This is a genomic window from Paradesertivirga mongoliensis (assembly GCF_024436395.1).
Lineage (GTDB): Bacteria > Bacteroidota > Bacteroidia > Sphingobacteriales > Sphingobacteriaceae > Paradesertivirga > Paradesertivirga mongoliensis.
The window spans coordinates 1,173,166-1,190,617 of the sequence record NZ_JAFMZO010000001.1 but is presented as its reverse complement, the minus strand read 5'-3'; the positions used below and the strand labels follow the sequence as shown (position 1 = coordinate 1,190,617).

The window sequence follows — 17,452 nt, the reverse complement described above, 5'->3', positions numbered from 1 at the left end:
TTAAATAAATTCTAAAGAAAGCTTTTACAGCTATCAAAGCTCGGTTTGCGCCTGTCCTCTTGCCTTCTTAATCATCAATCTCCCTAACACAATCGAAAAAAAGCTTCCCGCCAAAAAACCCGCAATTACACCCGCCATAGGCAAGGTTGTACCGTTATGCAGGCTGCTAACCGTTGCCGAAGACAGTCCGGCAAAGATCATGAGCATGCTCCCGCTGAGGGCTGAGGCAATTCCGGTATTTTTTTCAAAAGGTTCCATCAATAGCGAGGTGGCATTGGGTGTGATGAAGCCTTGCATAATTACGAACAGGAATATTAAAGTAAAGACACCGGTGGCACCCGCATATCCGGTAACGACACCCAGCGCCAAAAGTACTCCGCTAAGGAATTGGAAGATCACGGCAGGTAAAATAATCTGCTTACTGGTGTATCGCCGCAAAAGATACCTGTTGAACTGGCTGCAGAAAATCAGCCCAAAAGCATTTCCCCCGAAGATCCAGCCATATTGAGTTTCTGAAACCTCAAAGAGCTCCATAAAAACGAAAGGAGAGCCTGCAATGTAAGCGAACATAGCCGCAGTGCCAAATCCGCTTGTGAGCGCATAAGTTAAGAACTGGGGTTGCTTAAACACTAACCAAAAACGGCTGATAACCGGCTTGGGCAGCAGCGAAGCAGATCGGTCGGCTCCGCGGGTTTCGGGCAAGACCCGCCACGATGATATAAGCTGTAACAGGGCGATAAAAGTGATAGTGACAAAAACATAGCGCCAGCCAAAACCCGCTGTAATGTAGCCCCCAAATGTAGGGGCAATTATGGGTGATACTCCCATAATTAACATCAAGATCGAAAAGATCCGTGCTGTTTCTGAGTTGTCGTACAGATCGCGTACCATGGCACGGTTAATAACCATGCCGGCACAGCCGCCAAGGGCCTGCAAAAAACGAAAGATTATTAAGCCTTCCACCGAAGTGGTAAGCGCGCACGCGAGGGAAGAAAGAAAATACAAAACAACGCCGAACATCAGCGGGCCTTTTCTACCATAGCGGTCGATTATAGGTCCAAAGAATAACTGCCCTGCCGCTATCCCAACAAAATAACTGGTTAGAGATAGCGCCACTTGTGGGATCGAAGTATTCAGGTCTTCTGCAATAGCCGGAAAGCCCGGCAAATACATGTCGATCGATAAAGAACTTGTTGCACTAAGCAGACCGAGCGTTAAAATAAGAGCGGTGGAAGTCTTTTTCTGCATCTGATTAAGCCTATTAAGGCTCAAGCTGCCATACTGGTTTGAAAATCTGATTAAAATCGTCCCCGGATAAAAGGTTTGATCTCATCTTCATAAAGTTCCTGAAGCTGCCTGTGCGTATCTTTTGGAAGAGGTACCAGGTCTGAAGCAGCAATATTACTCTCTACCTGAGCAACCCGGGTTGCACCAGGAATAACAGTTGTTACCTGTGGGTGATCCAATATCCAGCGAATAGCCCATTGCGCTGTGCGGCCATCCGGAAGCATGCCCGAAATATGATCAGCCAACTTGACGCCTTTTGAGAATTCGATACCAGAAAAGGTTTCGCCAACATTAAACGAATCGCCGTTGGCATTATAATTACGATGGTCGGTTTTTGCGAAAAATGAGCCCAGATTATACTTCCCGCTAAGCAAGCCGCTGGCAAGAGGAACCCGCACAATCAGAGCGACACCCTTTTCGGCAGCTTTTTCGAAAAACTCATCAGCGTAGTGCTGGCGAAAAATATTGAAAATAATCTGGAGTGAAGCCAACCCTTCCTGTTCGAGGCATAATAAAGCCTCTTCTGCAGTTTCAACACTAACTCCCCAATTTTGAATTAAGCCTTCCTGCTGAAATTTTCTCAAGTGGCCAAAAACGACTCCCTTACGAAGTTCATCTTCTGGAATACAATGCAACTGCTCTAAAAAAAGGGAAGACAGATCAAGATTCTTTAATGACGATTCGATATGCGAGCGCATCCCGTCGTAAGAAAAGTTTTGAGGCCAGCCGTTCGTGCCATCGCCTCGCCTTCCCAGCTTACTGGCAACGAAAAGTTCCCTGTCGGTAGTTTTTAAAAACTTTCCGATATAGCTTTCGCTGATACCCATTCCATATACATCCGCGGTATCAATAAAATTCCCTCCTAATGAGACAAAACGATTCAGGATGGCAAAGGCGTCTTCCTCTCTGATATTTCCCCAATCGGCACTGCCTAACTGCCATGTGCCCAATCCCACTTCGGATACCGAGACATTCCGGAACTTTCTGTAATGCATTGTAATTACTCTATTTTTTATTTCTAACCGCTGCTACTTCTGCTGCTGTAACTCCACTGGCTTTATTGCCAAAGTTATTACGAACATAAGTAAGAACATCAGCAATTTGCTGATTTGTTAAAAAATTATGAGCAGGCATTACATTTGAATAGCTTTCACCCAGAATATCAACCCCTTGCATACCTTTAAGAATAATATCGATCAATGCGGGCTTAGCACCCAACACATGGGGGGTTTTTACAATTGGTGCGTTCATGCTGGGTACCCCCCCTCCATCAGGCTGATGACATGCCACGCAATACGTGTTATAAACCACTTTTCCTCTTTCCATGACAGCAGGACTGACAGCGGCAGAAGCTGCATTAGCCTTAGACGCAGGCTTTTTTGCGACAGGCTTTTTCGTCTGCGCAATAACTGATATAAAAACTGAAATTATAAGCAGAGTTAATGATATTCTTTTCACGTTGAATGATTATTTGTTATACGAAATCTTATAAATAGCGCCTTTAGAATCATCGGTTACATATAAAGCCCCATCTGGCCCCATAGCAAGCCCGCAAGGCTTATGATCTGCCCGACCCGAAGCAGTTTTCTCAGGAGAACCCGAAAAGCCATCAGCAAACGTTTCCCACTCGCCGGAAGGTTTGCCATCTTTAAACGGAATAAACGCAACGAGGAAGCCCTTCTGCGGCTCGGGAGCGCGGTTCCATGAACCATGAAATGCTACGAACGCTCCGTTTTTATATCGTTCGGGAAACATATTTCCAGTATAAAAAAGCAATCCGTTTGGCGCCATATGTGCAGGGAAAGCAGCTACTGGATTAATAAACTTACTATCGGCCTCTTTTTTACCGTCGCCGCCATATTCGGGAGCAAGAATATTTTTCTTTTGAAATGGGTCATAATAACTATATGGCCAGCCCGCATTATCCCCTTGTTTTATCATATACATACACTCAGCGGGCAGCTCTGCCGACTGCTTAACGTCGTAATATTCGGGGAACATAGTCAGTTGATCTCTTCCGTGCTGCATCACAAATAAAGCATTGTTTTGCTTGTTCCAGTCAAGTCCAACCACATTTCGCAGTCCGGTGGCATATCTTACTCCTTCAGCATAGCTCTGATTCATCTTATCGATTTTAAATTGCCAGATGCCACCTGCCGTTTCAAGAATCGGGCAATTGACTTGCCCTGGCGAACCCGGCTGGCGGTCGTTGACCTGACAAGAGTTTGATGGCGCACCAATGTTCACGTACATGTTTCCATCATTATCAAGCACCAACGATTTTGTTTCGTGCTGCCGGCGGCTTACAAGGCCTTTAACCAGTGTATCCGGTTTATCCGGATTAATAACATGCTCGTTGGCATCAAGTTTATATCGAAAGACTCCTTCGTCTGAAGAGGCGTAGAGATATGAATCTTTTAAATAAATACCCGTACCGATATAATTTCCGAAGCTGGTTCTTGATTCGTACTTGCCGTCGCCGTCTTTATCTTGCAACATCAGGATTCCTTTATCGTCAACTTTTCTAAAAAGCTTAACATAGATGTCTCCTTTTTTAGTAACGGTAATATGCCTCGGCCGGCCTGTATTTTCCGCTATAATTTCCGCTTTGAAACCAGCTGGCATTGTTAAGCCAGCAGTTTGGGCCTTGGTCTGATGTGAAACTAAGGCAAGTAACGCACAGCCGATTACGGCGCCCGATAAATTAATTTTATAGTTCAAAATCGTGTAGTCTAATTTTTCAAATATGTTCATTATTTATAATCCAGCCTCAACAAAAACTACTTTTTTCCAAGTCAATGTTATTTTAACTGCTATTAATTAGTTTTAGTGTTTATTCCTAAGTTTTCCGATCTTTTATTATCCGACTGCCGGTTTAAATGACGCTATCCTTCTATCAAAAATACGGCCTATAATTGGCAGGTTATATACGGAATTGCCATTTCAATCTTTCCAATATTCGTTAACTTGCGTTTAGAGCGAAGCGGATTAGTATTTTGAAGCCGTTTCACAAACAATTAGCTGGCACCCTCTCACTTCAATTGAACAAGATTCAACTTTGTTGAATAGCAAATGTATTGATAAGCCTGTACAATGCAAATTAATAAACAAAATAAGTGATACTTAACTACGGCCTCTGCTGTGCGGACATCTGGAAGTAAATGCCCTTAGTAATAACTGACGTATTAATTCCTTAATTTTTTTACAGCTTCTTGAGACACCATGTGCGGTGGTCATTAGACTTTCCACCAATAAGATATGCGTCTATCTCCGTTTTTTAGCAAAATAAATTATACTATTCATCTAAAACCAGAGCGATAACGAGATGAATAGTATAATCTGCCTGTCGGTTCTATTTAATCGACCTCGATCATGGCTTTAATAACGCCATTTGCAGGATCAAGCCAGCCTTTAAATTCGTCTTTAACCTGATCAAAACCAACCCTGTGCGTAATGTAAGTGGCAGGGTTAACCAGGTCGTTTTTCATACACGCAATAACATGTTCGAAATCATCACGCGTGGCATTTCTGCTGCTCATTAAAGTTGCTTCGCGCTTATGAAACTCAGGGTGACTGATTATGATCTCGTTTTTCTGTAAACCGACTAACACGTAGCGTGCTCCATGAGCCATATACTGAAAGCCATTATTTATGGCCTTGAGACTTCCCGTTGCGTCAATTACTACAGTAGGGAAATCTCCTTTAGTAATTTCTTTAAGCCTGGCAACCACATCGTCTTGGATAGCGTTTATGGTATGATGAACATTCAGCTTTTCACTGCAAAAAGCCAAACGCTGATCGTTTATATCCATCGCTATCACTTTTCCACCGGCAATTCTTGCGAATTCCATTATTCCCAGTCCTATAGGTCCTGCTCCAATAACCAAAACATATTCATCCTTCTTCACATCCGCCCTTCTAACGCCATGTGCCCCAATAGCAAGAGGTTCTACCAAGGCAAGCTCATCAAAGCTCAGCCCTTCGCCATGAATTAATGAATAAGACGGAACTGAAAGATACTCGGCCATTCCTCCATGCACGTGCACACCGCAAACTTTAATACTTGCGCAACAATTTGGCAAGCCAGAGCGGCAGGCAATACATTCCCCACAGTAAAAGTAAGGTATAAAAGTAACGGCTTCGCCCGGCTGAAAGCCTTCAGCATTATCTCCTTCTACAAACTCGGCGGCAAGTTCGTGACCCAAAATGCGGGGGTATTCAAAAAAAGGCTGTGTCCCTTCAAAGGCATGCAAATCTGTCCCGCAAATGCCAATTCTCTTAATTTTTAAAATAGAATGCCCCGGCGTCGGCGCTGGATGCTCACCCTGCTGATATTCAAACGACCCAGGGGTTGTACAAACTAAGGTTTTCATGATATCTCTCTCTTATGCGTTTGCCAGTGCACGGTCTAAATGCACATAACCACCGTCAACATGAATTAACTGACCTGTTGTATGACTTGAGCAGGGCGATAACAAAAATGCGGTTGTATTACCCAATTCTTCGGGCGTGGTCATGCGATTCTCTAATGGAATCTTATCCGTAATTTCCTTCAGTTTCTCCTCGGGATTAGCAAGTGTCTTTATCCACTTTTCGTACGCCGGTGTCCAGGATTCTGCTACTACGATTGCATTTACACGGATGCCATATTTTAACAACTCAACTGCCCATTCGCGGGTTAAAGCATTGCGGCCCCCATTCGCGGCGGCGTAAGCTGATGTTCCCCCCTGGCCTGTTTCGGCAGTTTTCGATGTAATATTTACGATTGACCCTTTCACTTTTTTCAGCTCGGGTAAAGCATAGTGAGCTAATAAGTAATAATGAACAACATTGCGATGCAACGACTCCATAAACTTTTCATACGTTCCATTTTCGAGCCCAACGCCGTCGTTCACCCCTGCATTATTTACAAGGCCGTCAATTCTTCCAAACTTTGCGATCACTTCATTAATCACCCGCTGGCATTCCTCCGGCTTAGTAAGCTCTGCAGCCACCTGAAATCCGCTTCCTCCGGCAGTTTCAATCTCAGCCAGAGTTTGTTTGTTATCCTCGGCATTTCTGCCGACAATAACCGGAATAGCACCCTCATTCGCAAGAGTTTTTACGATACCGGCGCCAATACCTTTGGCCCCGCCGCTAACTATAACTACTTTATCTTTAAGCTGTAAATCCATAATTATTCCGCAGAGCGGATGTTAATTCGTTAAATTATAAAACTTTATGGCATTTCCGCCCCAGAAAAGCTCTTGTTCGATTTGAGTCAACTTTGAGGTATAACCCTGCACCAGTCCAATCACCTTTCCATATCCGCCAGCAACTTCACAAACAGGCCAATCAGAACCAAACATTACCCGCCCAGAGCCAAAGGCTTCAAATACTACGTCGAGATAGGGTTCAAAATCAGCGGCTTTCCAATGTTGCCAGTCTGCTTCGGTTACCATGCCGGATATCTTACAGCTAACATTTTCATGTCCTGCAAGTGCTTTCATATCAGCGGCCCAGTCATCAATATTTTGATTTTTAATGTCGGGCTTTGCGATATGGTCGATTACAAATTTCTGATCGGGAAATGCCGTTACCAATTCTTCAGAATATTTTATCTGATCGGTATATATTAGGATATCGTAAGTATATCCAAACCCTTCGAGCATAGAAATACCTCTCTTAAACTCATCTCGTAGCATTAGTGAACGGTCTTGCTCGCCCTGCAGAACATGGCGAAAGCCTTTCATTTTATCATATCCTTTGTAAAACTCGAGCGTCTCTTTTATATTTTCTGCCCGTAGGTCAACCCAGCCTACTATCCCTTTTATAAAAGAATTATCTGCCGCCAGTTCGAGCAAAAATGCGTTCTGTTCTTCAGACTGGTCTGCCTGAACTGCTACACAACCGTCGATGCCATTCTCCATCAAAACCGGAGCCAGATCAGCCGGCAAAAAATCCCGCTGAACAACCTTCATGTTATCGGTTATCCACGAATCCCTTACCGGATCAAAGCGCCAGAAATGCTGATGAGAATCAATTTTTTTCATACGCAACAACTTTTTGAGTTGAAGTTCCTAATCCGTCGATCCCCAGTTCAACTACATCGCCAGGCTTTAAATAAACCGGAGGATTAAATCCCAAACCTACGCCGGCAGGCGTTCCTGTCGAAATGATATCTCCGGGTAGAAGCGTCATAAACTGGCTCAAATATGAAACGAGGAAAGGTATTTTAAAGATAAACGTTTTGGTGTTTCCGTCCTGCATCTTCTGGCCGTTAACATTTAGCCAAAGGCGAAGGTTATCCGGATCACTGATTTCATCTTTAGTGGCCAAAAACGGACCAATTGGCGCAAATGTATCGCAACCTTTTCCTTTATCCCAGGTACCATTACGTTCAAGCTGGAAAGCACGTTCAGAAACATCATTATGCAGGCAATATCCGGCAACGTATTCCATAGCCTCCGACTCTTCCACATAACTGGCCTTTTTACCGATTACGAAAGCCAATTCAACCTCCCAATCCGTTTTCTCGGAATTTTTAGGAATAACAATATTATCAAACGGACCGACCAACGCAGAACTCGCTTTCATAAATACTACAGGCTCTGGCGGAAGAGGTGCACCTGTTTCTTTGGCATGATCAGCGTAATTTAAACCGATACATACGATTTTTGAGGGCCTTCCTACCGGAGAACCAATACGGCTTCCTTCGGGAATTTTCGGCAACTTACCCCGATTCACCTCCAAAAAGTTCTCAAGCCTGGCTATCCCGTCGCTTTCGAAAAAGGTTTCGTTAAAATCTTCGCCAAGAGCCGATACATCGTAGTATACCTCATCGATTATTACCCCTGGTTTTTCTTTGTTCAGTTCTCCGAATCTTATAAGTTTCATATCGTATAAATGCTGCCTTAGTTATTTAGTTTTATAAATCCTCCATCAATGGGATAATCACACCCTGTGATAAATCCGGCTTCGTCAGAACAAAGATAAAGCGCCAATGCTGCTACCTCATCTGGCTGTCCCATACGCCCTATAGGCTGGCTTTTTGACAACTTTTCAAAAATTTCTTCCTCCTTACCGGGATAGTTTTTCGCTATAAATCCGTCGACGAAGGGAGTATGAACGCGCGCAGGTGAAATAGAATTGCTTCGGATCTTATCCTTCAAATAATCGCGGGCAACCGACATGCTCATAGCATGAATTGCTCCCTTGCTCATCGAATACGCGAATCTGTCGGCTATACCCACAGAAGACGCGATTGAGGCCATATTCAAAATAGCGCCGCCACCTTGTGCTTTCATCAGGGGAATTGCCGCATACAAGCAATTGTAAGCCCCCTTGACATTTACATCGTAAACCCGGTCAAAATCTGCCGGACTGGTATTTTCAACATTGCCAACATGTGCAATACCGGCATTATTTATAAGGATATCAACTTTGCCGATCTGCTGAATAGTTGCAAGTACCTGATCTTGCTTGCTCACATCGGCGCTATATGCGAAAGCTTCGTTTCCTTGCTGTTTAATTTCGTCAACTGCCTGTTGTGCATTATCAGAATTTAGTTCGATGATATGAACAACTGCACCCTGACGTGCGAAAAGCAGGGCGATGGCCTTTCCGATGCCGCTTCCGCCGCCTGTAATTATTGCATTTTTTTCCTTAAGACTAAACATTTCAATTATATTTTATCCAAATCAACACCCGGCCTGGGCTCCTTCACTTTATGTCCCTCCAAGCCAAAATACAGAATCACCAAAAAGCATAACAGCGGAACGATGTAGGCAACTTGAATACTTCCTGTCTGATCAGAAATCAAGCCCATCAACACAGGCGCTACCGCCCCCCCGATAATCGCCATCACGATAAATGAAGAAGCAATCTTCGTTTCTTCGCCCAGCCCTTTTATCCCCAGGGCAAAAATAGTAGGGAACATGATCGACATAAAAAACGGTATCGCCATTACAGAATATAAGGCAACTTTCCCATCTGCCAGTACAGCGACAAGAAGGAGCAGCACATTTATAGCAGAGTACAGACTTAATAACTTAGCTGGTTTCATGTACTTCATCATAAATGTTCCAAAGAAACGCCCGACCATAAATCCCACCATCGCGATGGAGCCGAAAGCAAAGGCTGCATTTTTCTCACTCATGTCTGCAACATAACGGGCATATCGTATAAAAAAACTCCCTACGCCAACCTGGGCACCTACGTAAAAAAACTGAGCCAGCACAGCCATTTTCAAATGACGATGTCTCAGAACTTTTAGAGAGAAATTACTACTCCCGATATGTTCTTCGCTATCCTCTGCTTTTACCTCGGGGAGTTTTGTGAACAGAAACAGGATGATTAATACAACTACGGCAAGGCCAATTACGGTGTACGGCGTTTTAACTGCATCAGCCTCGGTTTGCAGATAAGCATTTAAAGCCCCAGGGCTCATCGCATTAAGCTGCTCTCTCGAATATTCAACCCCCGACAAGATTACTTGTCCGCCGATGATTGGCGCCAGAAAAGCACCAACGCCATTAAAAGACTGGGCGAAATTTAATCGCTGCTCGGAGGTTTCCTTATCGCCTAAGACAGTGATGTATGGATTCGCAACAGTCTCAAGAAAAGTGGCTCCGCTTGCAACAATAAATATGGCTGCAAGAAAGAAGGTATAATTTCTTGAATCTGCTGCCGGAATAAACAATAATGCGCCTATCGCATATAATGCTAACCCGAACAAAACTCCTTTTTTGTACCCGAATTTTTGCATGAAAATCCCGGCGGGGATAGCGATTAAAAAATAGGCGAGCGACACCGAAATGTCGATAAACGAAGATTGCGTGTCTGTTAACTGACATGCTTTCTTTAAATGCGGAATGAGAATTGGATTAATATTGTGCAGAAATGCCCATAAAAAGAACAGGGATGTTACCAATATTAATGGAAACAAGTATTGATTTTTTTTTGACATCGACTTTTGGGTTTACTTTAATTGATGCTGCAATTAAAGAATCTTTGAGCGAATATTGAATTTTATTCTTATATATTCTATTATTTCAAGCAGAATGGAATATATGCCTTAATACTTGGATAACGCATCAGCTTCATTTAATAATGGAGTCCTGATTAAAACACCGGCTCTTCCATTTGTGGGGCTTGCTGCTGATCGCGATCGTTGCGCCTGTTGCGTTGTGGCAAATCAGACTGGCCGAATCGATAACTGAATGTAAGCGTTGCCTGGCGGCCCTGCATTCTCCGCTGAAACTCAGATACCAATTGATCTGTTTGAGTGATCATCCCCCATTTTCTTGTATTAAACACATCGCGCATATTGAACGACAGACTCGCCTTTTTCTTCAACATCTCCAATCTTAGCGCCGCATCTAAACCAAACATTTCTTTTCCCCGGCCCTGAGCGGTTATCCGCGGACCCATGTAATGCATGTTAATCTGGCCCGACAAATTATAAGGAAGCTGAAAATTTGAACTCAGATTAGTATTCCAGTTATAACCATCGTTTGACTTCAAGTTATATTCCTCGTTTCCGAAGAACCTGTTATAAAAGACATTGACATTGGCGGTAACATTAAAGCCTTTGGCAATATCGGCCCTCGAAATAATTTCAAGACCGGAAGCCTGGGTTTTGGCGATATTTATAAACTGGGATAACGTTGTATCTCCGTTAAGCCTGGTTCGATAACTTTGCACCACATCATTTACCTGGCGGGCAAAAAGCGTGGAGGTTAAGGTTATTGCTTTCCAGTATTTCATATAGGAAAATTCAACTGAATGAATATCCTCAGGTTTTAGATTCGGGTTTCCCTTGCGCTGGTTATTCGGATCGGTAACATCCAGAAACGGATTTACCTGCCAGCCTCTGGGCCGATTTACACGACGAGTATAGCTTAACTGCAGTTGATTTTCGCCTTTAAACTTTTGTGTAAGGAAAATACTGGGATAAACCCTTAAATAATCGAGCTTACCAGGCGATCTTGTTTCAGCTAAGGATGTTCGGTCGCGGCCGATATACTCTGTATTAAGATAGGCCTGTTCTGCCCGCAATCCCGCCTGAAATCCGAAGCCTTTTGACACCTGATTTTGGTAGTTTGCATACAAAGCATGCACAATATCTTCAGAGTTAAAGTCATTCGTTAATGAAAAATCCTGCTCAAAACTTGAAGTTTGAAGGTTGTACCTTCTTGAGTTCTGCCCATCTTCTCCCAAGCCGATGGTGGTTCGGTATCCGGTTTCGAACTTTTGTTCCGTTGTCAGCGGAAGGGTATAGTCTACCTGAATGTTGTAATTGCTGCGTTTTTCGGTATTGTCGGTAATCCGCCTGTCGAGTGTATCTTTTCGAAAACCCTGAGTGTCGAAGAAATCCTGATTCAAAACAGAGCCCTCGTCTTCAAAGCTTTCGCCAAAGCTAAAGTTTGCGATCAGTTCGTGTCCGGTTTTCTTGAACTTTCGGCTAAAATCAAGCGTCAAATCGTAGCCTTTATCTATCCCTTCTTCTTCTGATTTGCGAAAACTCGTTCCATTTTTACCCAGGCTGTAGTTCTGGTAGATGTAACTGATATCTTCGCTGTCTTCGCTGTCACGAACGTTAAAATTCGCCGAAGCACCAATCGTCGTTTTATTATTCAGATAAAAATCGACGCCTACTTTGGCATTGTTGCCAACGTTATTTCTGGATCCTGTTGAATTGTTAAACGTTTGTCCGCTATTGATGAACGAAGTATTATTGAAGCCCCCACCAATACGGGTGCCATATCTAAAGCTATAATTGCCATATAGGTTTACGTTACCATCGCGGTAGCTTAAGCTGGTATTTGCGTTATAATTTTCCTGGGTTCCGGCAGACAGGGCAACGGCGCCATTAATTCCGACTTTCTTGTTTTTCTTTAAGACGATATTGATAATCCCGGTCTGGCCCTCTGCATCGTATTTAGAAGACGGGTTGGTAATAAGTTCGATAGTTTCAATCGAACTTGCGGGTAAAGATTGCAACACTGTTGAAATATCGCCCCCACCAATGGCAGATGGCTTACCATCAATTAACACCCGCACACTTCCTGATCCTCGTAAGTTAACGTTGCCGTCTATATCTACAGAAACAGTTGGCACATTAGCAAGAAGATCGGTTGCAGAACCGCCTTCACTTACCAGGCTCTGGTCGACACTAAAAACTTTTCGGTCAACTCCCAACTGCATTGCGCTTCGCTGACCCTGAATAGCCACTTCCTTTAGCACATTAGCCTTATTTTGGATGAGGTTGATCTGGCCAAGATTGACCTGCAGAGCCTCGGAAGATATTGTAATGATATCACTTGAGAAAGGCTGATATCCCACAAAGCTTACTTTTAGGCGATAGGTTCCTATCGCGATATCTGAAATGTTGAAATTACCTTCGAGATTGGTTTGAGAAACTTTGGCTGTCTGACCATCGCTTGAATTTACAAGAGCAATGCTTGCAAAGTCAAGCGCTGCCTTAGTATTTGAATCGACAACCTTGCCGCTTAAAGAGCCCGTTTGTGCCAGAGAGGCTTGGGACAAGAGTACTATTGATGCTATTATATTTATTATTTGCTTCATTTCGCTGTGTTCTCACAAAGAACGTGCAAAGAAAAGCTAACCCTTATAAAAAAAGCGGTAGTAACCACTTTATTACGGTAATATTTGTGTGGTTTGAGGGCTGATTAATCGATAGATACAGTAAGGCCTTCCTGTTGCAAAATTTTGCGGTACACCTCCAGTTCAGTAAACGACCCCTCCAGAACAGCACATTTTCCGTCGTTGTGAATTGTCCAAGCTATCTTTTCGGCCTGTGAAGGGTTATAATCAAGATATTTAACCAGGCAGTAAATAACATGTTCAAAGGTATTGACATCGTCGTTCCAAAGTATTAAACGGTGATTTACCTTGATCCCCGCCAAAATCTCCTCGAGGGTAAACGATTCTACTTCTGTTTCTGTTCCGGCACTATAGATGTTCATGTTGAAATGCTAAGCAATCAATTAAGTTGACTGCACAAATTTAAGCTTTTTTGAAATTCTGTATAATGGTTTGCAAAATAGAGCGGTTGTAGGGTGCCCACCATTCTTCGAGAATCTTCTTTATCAGGTCGGGCTGATGGGGTTGCACCGCAAAAGTGAGGTTTCTCCTGAGGTTAAGCTTACTTTCCTGCCATACTGCGCGATTTAGTTGAAGATACTTCTGCATTTGCCTTACTGCGGTGTTTATCAGAACATCTTTGTCTACTACTTCATCCACCAGGCCAATTGCCAGGGCTTCTGCCGGCTGCATTGTTCTGCCTTCGAGCAGATAGCGATTAGCTTTACCTCTGCCTATGCATGAGGTATATAATTGGAAAAAGCTGTCGGGCACAATGATGCCTAATGCTATCTCATTTAGACCAATAGAATACGTACCCTCAACCATTACCCGGTAATCGCTGCACAAACAAAGTATTGTTCCGGCGGAAGGCGCATGTCCATTTACAGCCGAAATAAGTGGCTTCTTAAAAGATGCGAGGATGTAAATAAGTGAAAAATACTGTTCCCAGAACAATTTTAATTGGTCTTCCGTATAGTCAAAAAGTTCTACCAGATCAAGGCCGGCGCTAAAATAGTCGCCGTGCCCGGTTAAAATAACTCCCGAAACATTATCATCTTTTTCAATACTCTGAAATATATCCTTAAGCTCTGTTACCATTGCTAAATTAATGGCATTAGTTTTCCCCTTATCCAGAGTTATCAGAGCAATTTTTTCTTTTACAGTAACCTTAATTAAATTCATTTTACGCTAAATCGATATATCTGGCGGACCAAAGAACCTTTCAAATCCAGACCTTCTATAACAGCTTTGTAAGTACCTGGTTTGTCGGCTGTGAAAAACTCTACCGAGGCCTTGCCCTCTGTATCCGTTAATATGTTAGGAGTCCAGAAGATTGTCGACCGCCAATCGGGCAAGCTTATAGACGGCTGGTCATACTTTGGAGAATAAAATTGTCTGGCAGCATAGAGTCCCTGTGGAGAAAAAGACGCTACTCCAGGCGCAGTGTTACGGGCCGACAGATTACGTTCACCTCTCTTGGTAGTAATTATCAATACACCCCCGCCTCCGCGAATACCATAAATGGCGGTATTACCAATGCTTTTAAGCACTTCGATACTTTCTACATCTCCGGGATATATGGACGATAGAAACCCTGGCTCTACGTACATCCCGTCGATAATAAGCTGCATGGGTACGGGTCCCGAAAATGATGATTGCATATTTCGTGTTAAGTATGCAATCCCGTTTTGAACTATCAGACCGGCAACTCTTCCGTGAATACATTGGACTAAACTCTGACAGTCACGTAAATCTGTGGCGGTAAGTATAGCATCGGCATTTCCGGCGCCGTTAAGGTTACTCGAATTTTTTGCTTTAGGTTTTGAGTCTATAACCTTCACTTCAGCAAGTAGAATGCTTCGGCCCAACAAACCTTTTTCCCGCATCTCGGCAAATTGCTCGCTTCGTGTAGCGAGATACGGCATTAACGACTGATTTACGTTTACTTCTACCTGCGCTGCATTTACACTCTTAGTCACAATAGCACGCGGAATCCGGTCTATTTCTATATCAACATTCTTTTTTCCCTTAACCGTTCTTGCTTGTATAATAAACGACGTGCTGTCATTAAAGCTTAAATTGCTAAAAGCGAACCTTCCCAATGCATCCGTTGTCTTCTCCATGACGATCACAGTTCCGGCGGAAGTTAACAAGGTTACATTAGCTCCTGCCGCGGGTGTACCGTTATAATTTACCACCCGGCCGGTTATACTCAGATTTACTTCAGGCTTAAATACTAAATGTGGTGAATTACCCGATGTAATATCTTTCCAAGCAAACTTTCTCCATCCTTGTGTAAGCATCAGATTATCGAGCATCCGCCGCTTTGCCGGTGTAGCATCAACGAAATAATAATTGGGAGTTTCAATATAGCCGCGAAGTTCAGAACTCAACAGAAGGTTCGAAAGAATGGTCGTTTCGTTCACATCGTCAAATGGCACCTGACTCTCGTTGATTACGGATACAGAAAATGCGCCCTGACTGGCTTTTCCCACCGAATCAACAGCCAAAAAAGACATATTCACCTTTTCCCTGGCCTTGTAATCCTCTTTTTCGGTACTCACCTTCATGGTAAGCCCGGGCGGATGCTGAATGAAAACCAGGCGCTCGGCCAGGGGCTGAAAAGCTTTATTAAACAAAGTAAATTGTATAATGCCCGAAGGGAAGCGCTTCTTTGAAAGCTTAGCCGACATTAAACTATTATTCAGCTTGTTTCTCGACATATAATGCACAACCCCATTCTGCTGCCCGAGCAGTATAATGTCTTCTTGTGCCATATCAACATTAACCGAGGCAAGGATTCTGATACTGATGCTTTCGTCGTCGGTATCGCTTACGCTGATAACATAGCCTTCGCTGGTAGCCCGGGGTAAACTGATGGTTTTTTCTGTCCCGTCTTCAAAACTCACTATCGCTTCATAGGTTTTCCCCGAAAGGGGAGTGAATGAAAAACTTCCCATCCCGGCGTATTCGGAGTTTAGCTCGGCGATTTTGTTCCCCTCGCTATCCTTTACATAGCCGGTAATTTTCTTTCCCAGGCCATCGGCGCCCATGGCCTTAAAGGCCACTTTTGTGCGAATATTTGTTACGAGACTGCCACTTTCGGAGAAGAACTGAACATCAATATCAGAAGATGTAGCTTTAACAGGAAAAGATTTACTAACCAGCGTTTTATCATCGATCTTAAGCTGTGTATTAATCTTTCCGGATTTGAGAATGAAAGGCTGTGCGTTTGTAAACCTTATTTTAAGATTGCCAAGATTGTCGGTTTTGCCGCTACCACTCAATATTTTTCTATGATCGAGTTCTATATTGTAGCTTACATCCTTGTTCTGTAAAGGCTCACCCTTTAAAGTTTTGTAGGTTATATTAGCGTCGACATGTTCGCGAACTCCGGTTTTTGAATAGCTGTAGCTAACGTCGCTAACTACCTCGCTCGAAAAAGAATTACCAATCTTAATAACCTTGTCAAAAAAATATGCCTCATCGAAATTACGCATCCAATTGGTATAGGCGCGCAAACGGTAATTCCCTTCAGACAATGAATCGGACAAAGTAAAATCTCCCCAGGCCAACCCTGCAACAAGCGGCAGGCGCAGGGCTTTTTTCACCGAGTCTCTTTCGTTTATAAGCTCCACATAAACAACCTTGCTCAGGGCAGAGAGCTGATTACTTTCTGCACTTACTACATACGATTTAAACCAGATGGTATCTCCGATACTGTAATAGGGCTTATCTGTGTGGATATGGATCTTTTCCGACTGATGCTTGTTTCGGTATTCTTCAAGCTTTTGAAGAAATGCTTTTAAGGGATCGTCATCGTTAACCACACCATAGCTTAATCCTGAGCAAAAAAGCATCAACAGAAAGGCTACGTATCGTTGTTTCATCGGAGAATGCTTAAGCGGAATGTCTTGAAGGCAACCGGTATATCAATCTCAATTTACTAAAAATGAGTCTGATATCCACAAACAATAACGTAAATTTTCTAAAAGGTATTTTTCCACATCATACTTTCTACAGGCTTGGTTGTTTTCCTGTTGTATTTAGCATTTCCCTTGGTATTATAGAAAGTATCAATCTCTCCGCTTACCTCAAAATAAATAAGTTGACCGATGGGCATTCCGGCATAGATACGTACCGGCTGTGTAGAAGAAATTTCGAGTGTCCAGGTGTTACAAAAACCTACATCACCTTTACCCGCGGTAGCATGAATATCGATTCCCAGACGCCCGGTGCTCGATTTGCCTTCGAGAAAAGGCACATGGTTGTGGGTTTCTGTATATTCTACCGTAACGCCCAGATACAAAGTATTGGGTTGCAAAACAAAACCGTCCTTTGGAATTTCGAAATGTTCTATTTCGTTGTGAACCTTGGCATCAAGCACTCTGTTTTTATAGGTTGCCAGATATTTCCCTAAGTGAACGTCGTACGAATTGGTGCCAAGACACTCTCTTTTGAAAGGTTCTATAATGATAGTTCCTTTTTCAATTTCCTCTAGAATGCGTTTATCTGAAATAATCATAATTACGGAAGGTTTGGCCTAAAGTATGATTATTTTAAGATAATTTTACGA

At 43.2% G+C, this 17,452-nt stretch carries 15 protein-coding genes; all 15 read right to left on the bottom strand.

Annotated elements, in window-relative coordinates; translation table 11 throughout:
* Positions 1-33: 33 nt before the first annotated feature.
* The 15 genes from J3P43_RS04900 to dcd all read right to left on the bottom strand — a co-directional run bounded on the left by J3P43_RS04900 (position 34) and on the right by dcd (position 17,401).
* A complete protein-coding gene (locus tag J3P43_RS04900; RefSeq protein WP_255899793.1) occupies positions 34-1,248 on the bottom strand; it encodes a multidrug effflux MFS transporter in 1,215 nt (404 codons plus the stop codon).
* 50 nt (positions 1,249-1,298) lie between these two features.
* Positions 1,299-2,282: an aldo/keto reductase gene (locus tag J3P43_RS04895; RefSeq protein WP_255899790.1), complete on the bottom strand. Its 984-nt coding sequence runs from the start codon at positions 2,280-2,282 to the stop codon at positions 1,299-1,301.
* Between the two features lie 10 nt (positions 2,283-2,292).
* Positions 2,293-2,745 carry a c-type cytochrome gene (locus tag J3P43_RS04890; protein ID WP_255899787.1) on the bottom strand — a complete coding sequence of 151 codons (453 nt, stop codon included), beginning with the start codon at positions 2,743-2,745 and terminating at the stop codon, positions 2,293-2,295.
* A 9-nt stretch (positions 2,746-2,754) separates the two neighbouring features.
* On the bottom strand, positions 2,755-4,041 hold the full coding sequence (locus J3P43_RS04885) for a PQQ-dependent sugar dehydrogenase (protein ID WP_255899784.1): 1,287 nt from the start codon (positions 4,039-4,041) through the stop codon (positions 2,755-2,757).
* Positions 4,042-4,643: 602 nt separating this feature from the next.
* On the bottom strand, positions 4,644-5,660 hold the full coding sequence (locus tag J3P43_RS04880) for a zinc-binding alcohol dehydrogenase family protein (RefSeq protein ID WP_255899781.1): 1,017 nt from the start codon (positions 5,658-5,660) through the stop codon (positions 4,644-4,646).
* A gap of 12 nt (positions 5,661-5,672) precedes the next feature.
* Positions 5,673-6,461, bottom strand: coding sequence for an L-fucose dehydrogenase (locus J3P43_RS04875; RefSeq protein ID WP_255899778.1), 789 nt, complete (start codon positions 6,459-6,461; stop codon positions 5,673-5,675).
* Positions 6,462-6,482: 21 nt separating this feature from the next.
* Positions 6,483-7,319, bottom strand: a complete 837-nt coding sequence (locus J3P43_RS04870) for an amidohydrolase family protein (RefSeq protein WP_255899775.1) — start codon at positions 7,317-7,319, stop codon at positions 6,483-6,485.
* Complete coding sequence (locus tag J3P43_RS04865; RefSeq protein WP_255899772.1) at positions 7,306-8,163, bottom strand: fumarylacetoacetate hydrolase family protein; 858 nt, start codon at positions 8,161-8,163, stop codon at positions 7,306-7,308. The genes J3P43_RS04870 and J3P43_RS04865 overlap by 14 nt, the downstream gene beginning before the upstream one ends.
* 17 nt (positions 8,164-8,180) lie before the next feature.
* A complete protein-coding gene (locus J3P43_RS04860) occupies positions 8,181-8,945 on the bottom strand; it encodes an SDR family NAD(P)-dependent oxidoreductase (RefSeq protein ID WP_255899770.1) in 765 nt (254 codons plus the stop codon).
* A gap of 5 nt (positions 8,946-8,950) precedes the next feature.
* A complete protein-coding gene (fucP, locus tag J3P43_RS04855) occupies positions 8,951-10,234 on the bottom strand; it encodes an L-fucose:H+ symporter permease (RefSeq protein ID WP_255899767.1) in 1,284 nt (427 codons plus the stop codon).
* Between the two features lie 155 nt (positions 10,235-10,389).
* Positions 10,390-12,855, bottom strand: a complete 2,466-nt coding sequence (locus J3P43_RS04850) for a TonB-dependent receptor (protein ID WP_255899765.1) — start codon at positions 12,853-12,855, stop codon at positions 10,390-10,392.
* A gap of 104 nt (positions 12,856-12,959) precedes the next feature.
* Positions 12,960-13,256 carry an ATP-dependent Clp protease adaptor ClpS gene (locus tag J3P43_RS04845; RefSeq protein ID WP_255899762.1) on the bottom strand — a complete coding sequence of 99 codons (297 nt, stop codon included), beginning with the start codon at positions 13,254-13,256 and terminating at the stop codon, positions 12,960-12,962.
* Between the two features lie 40 nt (positions 13,257-13,296).
* Positions 13,297-14,058 (bottom strand): enoyl-CoA hydratase/isomerase family protein, encoded by a 762-nt coding sequence (locus tag J3P43_RS04840; RefSeq protein WP_255899759.1) that lies wholly within the window; start codon positions 14,056-14,058, stop codon positions 13,297-13,299.
* On the bottom strand, positions 14,055-16,766 hold the full coding sequence (locus J3P43_RS04835) for a carboxypeptidase regulatory-like domain-containing protein (protein WP_255899756.1): 2,712 nt from the start codon (positions 16,764-16,766) through the stop codon (positions 14,055-14,057). Before J3P43_RS04835 ends, J3P43_RS04840 begins: the two co-directional genes overlap by 4 nt.
* 98 nt (positions 16,767-16,864) lie before the next feature.
* Positions 16,865-17,401: a dCTP deaminase gene (dcd, locus tag J3P43_RS04830; RefSeq protein WP_255899753.1), complete on the bottom strand. Its 537-nt coding sequence runs from the start codon at positions 17,399-17,401 to the stop codon at positions 16,865-16,867.
* Positions 17,402-17,452 lie beyond the last annotated feature (51 nt).